Below are 4,776 nucleotides of genomic sequence, written 5' to 3'. Positions count from 1 at the left end.
CCTTTCCTAGCAGTCGATGACAACTGCAGTATGGCGCATTGTGACGCCGAGGGAGCAGGAGCCATCCACCCCATCCACAATGCGGGCTGCAGCGCGGCGACGGTGAGCAAGGTCGAACGGCTGCATTGGGCCGTCCGTAAGGTCTGTGTGATGTGGGGAAAGGGGCAATGCTGCGACGACACCGAGGTCAGCTCCGAGCCCAAAATAGCCCGCGCTGCGGTAATCACAAATGACGGCTATGTCTGGCGAAAGCTGACTTTGCAAAGGTGTAATTACGATCCACGCGGGACATTCGTCAATTCATACTACATTGCATCGCATTTCTCCCAAGCCGCCGTTCGCGCGGTGATCGAGGATAGGATTTATCGAGCCTTTGCCAAACGGGCTACTTCAGCCGATTCTCCTATTTGCATTGTTCCAACAAAGCCGAGAGCTGAAAATTTCCACTAAATGGAAACTTGATGTGATATAGAGAAATACGAATATAAATTTTTGCGATGTAATTCACCGACACCACTATGTAATCTTGATTTGGAAGGTCAAAATGCTTCGTACTTTTGTATACTTTTTATCACTGGTACTGGCACCAACGGCTGTCGTCGCCGACGCCGTTCCTAGCAAAGAGGCGGCTGAAGACTTATTCTCAGATCAACCGTATTCCCCATATGCTCAGCGCACTTTCCCTGAGCGTCCGCTGTGGGGGGACTCGCATCTTCACACCGGGCTTTCGCTGGACGCGGGTGCTTTCGGGAACACTCTGCTGCCTGATGAAGCTTGGCGCTTCGCAAAGGGGGAGCAGGTCATTTCATCCACGGGTCAACCAGTGAGACTGGCCCGACCTCTGGACTGGATGGTTCTTACGGATCACACTGACCTAATGGGATTTGCCCCGGACCTACAGGCTGGCAAGCCGGGCGTTCTTGCTGATCCAAAAGGTTTGGAATGGTACGAAGGTTACAAGGCGGGCGGCGAAGAGGCCGGTAAAGCGGCGTTCGATATCATTACTAATTTCTCACAAATGACCCTGCCGGAAGTCCTGCTGGAGTCTTACAGCCCGGGTGCAGATGCATTTGCTTTTACATGGGAGCAAATCGTTCTGGCTGCGGAACAACATAACGACCCCGGCAATTTTACTGCGTTCATCGGATTCGAGTGGACCTCTGTGCCAAAAGGTTTCAATTTGCACCGGAACGTCATGCTACGCGATGGGCCAAACAGGGCGCTTCAGATGGTGCCTCCGGTCACGCAACCACCCTTTGGTGATACGGACCCAAAGGCGCTCTATGCTTGGCTTGACGAGTATCAGGAAAAAACGGGCGGGCGCGCCGTTGCTTTCGCTCATAACGGGAACCTGTCGAACGGGTGGATGTTCCCAACCGAAGACACCTATCACGGCGGCAAGGTCGACGAGGACTACGTGGCTGCCCGCGCGAAATGGGAGCCCCACTACGAAGTCACTCAGATCAAAGGCGACGGCGAAGCACACCCATACTTGAGCCCGGATGATGAGTTTGCTGACTACGAAAACTGGGATGTCGGCAACCTCGACATAACCGAACTGAAAACGGATGACATGCTGGCCGGCGAATACGCCCGAGAAGCTTTGAAGCGCGGCTTGTTGTTGGAAGAAAAGTTCGGCGTGAACCCATATAAGTTCGGAATGGGCGGAGCGACCGATAGCCATACTTCTTTGGCGACTGCCGAAGAGGACAATTTTTTTGGAAAATCCGTCAGTGTTGAACCTTCGGCCACGAGGATCAAGCATCCTTTCATCGCCAATGATCTCGGCGAAATTCCCGGCGACCTTCTTGTTGCTTCTGGGTACACCGCCGTTTGGGCAACCGACAATACACGCGCGGCAATCTTCGATGCGTTCAAGCGACGCGAAACTTATGCAACCACCGGGCCTCGGATCGGGCTGCGGTTCTTTGGTGGATGGGACTTCAACGACACGGATATTGAAACCCGCTTCCTTGCTGATGTGGGCTATACCAAAGGTGTTCCAATGGGTTCGGACCTTCGCCCTCGTGATGGTGAAGGTGCGCCGGCATTCCTGATCGCTGCATTACGCGACCCGGTTGGTGCCAATCTGGACCGCGTGCAGGTCGTAAAGGGATGGCTCGATTCCGAAGAAGGCGCATTGCAGGAAAAGGTTTACGACGTGGCGTGGTCGGATAACCGAGTTGCTGATCAAAATGGCAAAATCCCTGCAGTAGGAAACACTGTGGACGTGGAGACCGCCAGTTGGACCAACACAATCGGCACCGCCGAACTTGTAACGGTTTGGTCTGATCCTGAATTCGATCCGAATGCTCGGGCATTTTATTACGTACGCGCGATCGAAATTCCCACCCCGCGTTGGATTCTTTACGATATACTGAGATTTGGCGCCGAATTACCGGAAGGCGCGGTACTAACACATCAGGAGCGCGCGTATTCTTCCCCGATTTGGTACACACCTGCAGAGTGAACTGCCGTCAGCGGCATTGGGGACCGAGGTAGTAGCCTCGACCTTGGTCGGTTCACCAAACTGTTGAAATACGCGACGCGTTGGTTTTCTTGCAATGGTCCATCGACTGATGTCAGCACCGATACGTAAAACCAGATCGCGTTTCGCGCAGGAGCCTTCATGCGACTATTGAAAGAACCCCTGTTCCATTTCTTCTTAATTGGCGCGGCTATTTTCTTTTGGTTTCATATGGTTACACCAGAAAACAAGATTGTCGAAGATATTGGGACGATAACAATCGACGAAAACGATGTCGCGCTTTTGTCTGATCAGTTTGAAGCACGGTGGAAACGTCGCCCAGGCGATGCCGAGCTACAAGCTTTGGTCGATGCAACAATTCGCGAAGAGGTTCTGGTCAGAGAAGCGAGAAAGCTTGGCCTCGATCGTGGAGATTCCGTGATCCGGTCTCGTCTCAGCCAAAAAATGGATTTCCTGACCGAAGCGATCGCCGCGTCAGTTATTCCGGAAGACAAAGAATTAGAGGCTTTTCTCCAAAACAACTCGGAGCGCTACGCAACGCCTAGCAAGCTGGCCTTCATTCAGGTCTTTCTTGGTGAAGAACCAAGCAAGGCTGAAGTCGATCGGGCATTGGCCGCCTTGCGCGCGGGCAAAGAGATTTCTGTCTTAAGCAGGTCTACACTGCTGCCCGCATCAATGCCTTTGACCGCGACGAGAGTAATCGACTCGGTTTTTGGAGGTGGATTTTCCGAGAGTCTTACAAAGCTCGAAGATGGTCAGTGGACCGGGCCGATCCAGTCAGGTTACGGGGCCCATCTGGTTCAGGTGTTGGCCGCCGAACCCAGTCAAATACCTCCTTTGCCAGAAATTCACAGTGCGGTGCTGCGGGATTGGCTTCGCGCTATGAGCGAAGATCTGGCACAGGCGCAATATGAGATTCTTGCCGATAACTACGAGATTTTGGCACCCGATCTCTCGGGGCAGGCCAAATGAAAATTGTGGTCTGCATTTTGTGTGCACTGCTTTTCACGTGGCCCGCTGGTAACGCCACTGCGCATGCGCTTGATCCGGGATACTTGGAAATTCGCCAAATCGCTTTAGACACTTGGAGCGTTCATTGGCGAAAGCCCGATGTGAATGGTCAACCGATGGCAATTGAGGCGGTGTTGCCGGATGGCTGTGCCCCGGCGCGCGGCCCTGACCCAATTTCAGATGGCAGAGCCTGGGTTTCATCCTGGGTTGTCGAGTGTCGCGTGAATGTCGCGGGTCAATCCATTGCGATTGAGGGTCTGGAGACCCAAAAGAACGATGTATTGGTACGTTTGCATCCCCAAAATACTGAACCCACGACGCTTCGTTTTACCCCAGAAACAGCCCTACAAACCATACCTTTTGAACAGACAACATGGTCAGTTTTGGTCGCGTATTTCCTGTTGGGATTTGAACATATCTTAGAAGGCTGGGATCACCTGCTGTTCGTCTTTGCTCTATTCATACTGGTCCGCGATCCCTGGAGGCTAGTGGGCGCGGTAACAGCTTTTACGCTTGCGCATTCAATAACACTGGCACTGGCAACGTTTGGGGTTTTGAATGTTCCTGGACCACCAGTCGAGGCCGTAATAGCCCTTTCAATCGTTTTTCTGGCGATGGAGATTGTAAAGGGTAGCGAGGGTAGATTCCGACTTTCAAAACAGAAACCCTGGATTGTCTGTTTCGGATTTGGGCTTTTGCATGGCCTTGGATTCGCAGGTGCACTGGCCGACATTGGACTACCTTCAACCGATATTCCAGCAGCCCTGCTTTCCTTCAACCTTGGTGTCGAAGCTGGACAATTGAGTTTCATAGGAGCATTGGCTCTTCTACTAGCGAGCTGGCGAATGATTGCGCCTCCGGTTAGTCGAACACCGACAGCGTTTACTGCCTATTGCATCGGTTCAGTGTCGATGTACTGGCTCATAGAGCGCGTAAGCGGGTTTTGAAGCGCTGCGACTCTCAGAGAGTTGAGGTGGTGGATTGGTTCAAAGGACAACTCGCTTGCACTGGGCGGAATCCGACTGCGTACAGGCGCAACTGCGTAGAACAGCATGTACACAAATGTCCTCTTCGCAGCTTTCTCAACGTGTGTTTGCCTACGTAGCCATAGTTTAATCTCGTCCAGCCTGCGGATAGTGTATGTCCATGTTGGGCTGCGTGGTTTTGCTCTGATTTGGTGGACACTTAGAATAGGCGCAGCCCGCGCCGGGAGGTGTCGAATGACGAAGCCGAAGCGATACAAGCGGTACAGCGCGGAGTTCAAACGAGAAGCTCTG

General features: G+C 52.8%; 4 protein-coding genes. All 4 read left to right on the top strand.

What is annotated here, in order from left to right; all coding sequences use genetic code 11:
- The coding region (locus tag ACR0L4_RS23310) for a hypothetical protein (RefSeq protein WP_480515584.1) at positions 1-450 on the top strand (450 nt) is incomplete at its 5' end.
- Between the two features lie 94 nt (positions 451-544).
- Positions 545-2,470, top strand: a complete 1,926-nt coding sequence (locus ACR0L4_RS23305; RefSeq protein WP_480515582.1) for a DUF3604 domain-containing protein — start codon at positions 545-547, stop codon at positions 2,468-2,470.
- A 159-nt stretch (positions 2,471-2,629) separates the two neighbouring features.
- On the top strand, positions 2,630-3,460 hold the full coding sequence (locus ACR0L4_RS23300; RefSeq protein WP_480515580.1) for a peptidyl-prolyl cis-trans isomerase: 831 nt from the start codon (positions 2,630-2,632) through the stop codon (positions 3,458-3,460).
- Positions 3,457-4,446, top strand: coding sequence for a HupE/UreJ family protein (locus ACR0L4_RS23295; RefSeq protein WP_480515578.1), 990 nt, complete (start codon positions 3,457-3,459; stop codon positions 4,444-4,446). Before ACR0L4_RS23300 ends, ACR0L4_RS23295 begins: the two co-directional genes overlap by 4 nt.
- Positions 4,447-4,776: the final 330 nt, after the last annotated feature.

The sequence above is a fragment of the Ruegeria sp. AB5 genome (assembly GCF_056542645.1).
The sequence above is the reverse complement of the archived record's forward strand: the minus strand, read 5'-3'. Positions and strand labels throughout refer to the sequence as shown.

Coding starts and splice junctions, on each gene's coding strand:
- ACR0L4_RS23305 (WP_480515582.1), top strand. CDS start 545: ATGCTTCGTACTTTTGTATACTTTTTATCACTGGTACTGGCACCAACG.
- ACR0L4_RS23295 (WP_480515578.1), top strand. CDS start 3,457: ATGAAAATTGTGGTCTGCATTTTGTGTGCACTGCTTTTCACGTGGCCC.
- ACR0L4_RS23300 (WP_480515580.1), top strand. CDS start 2,630: ATGCGACTATTGAAAGAACCCCTGTTCCATTTCTTCTTAATTGGCGCG.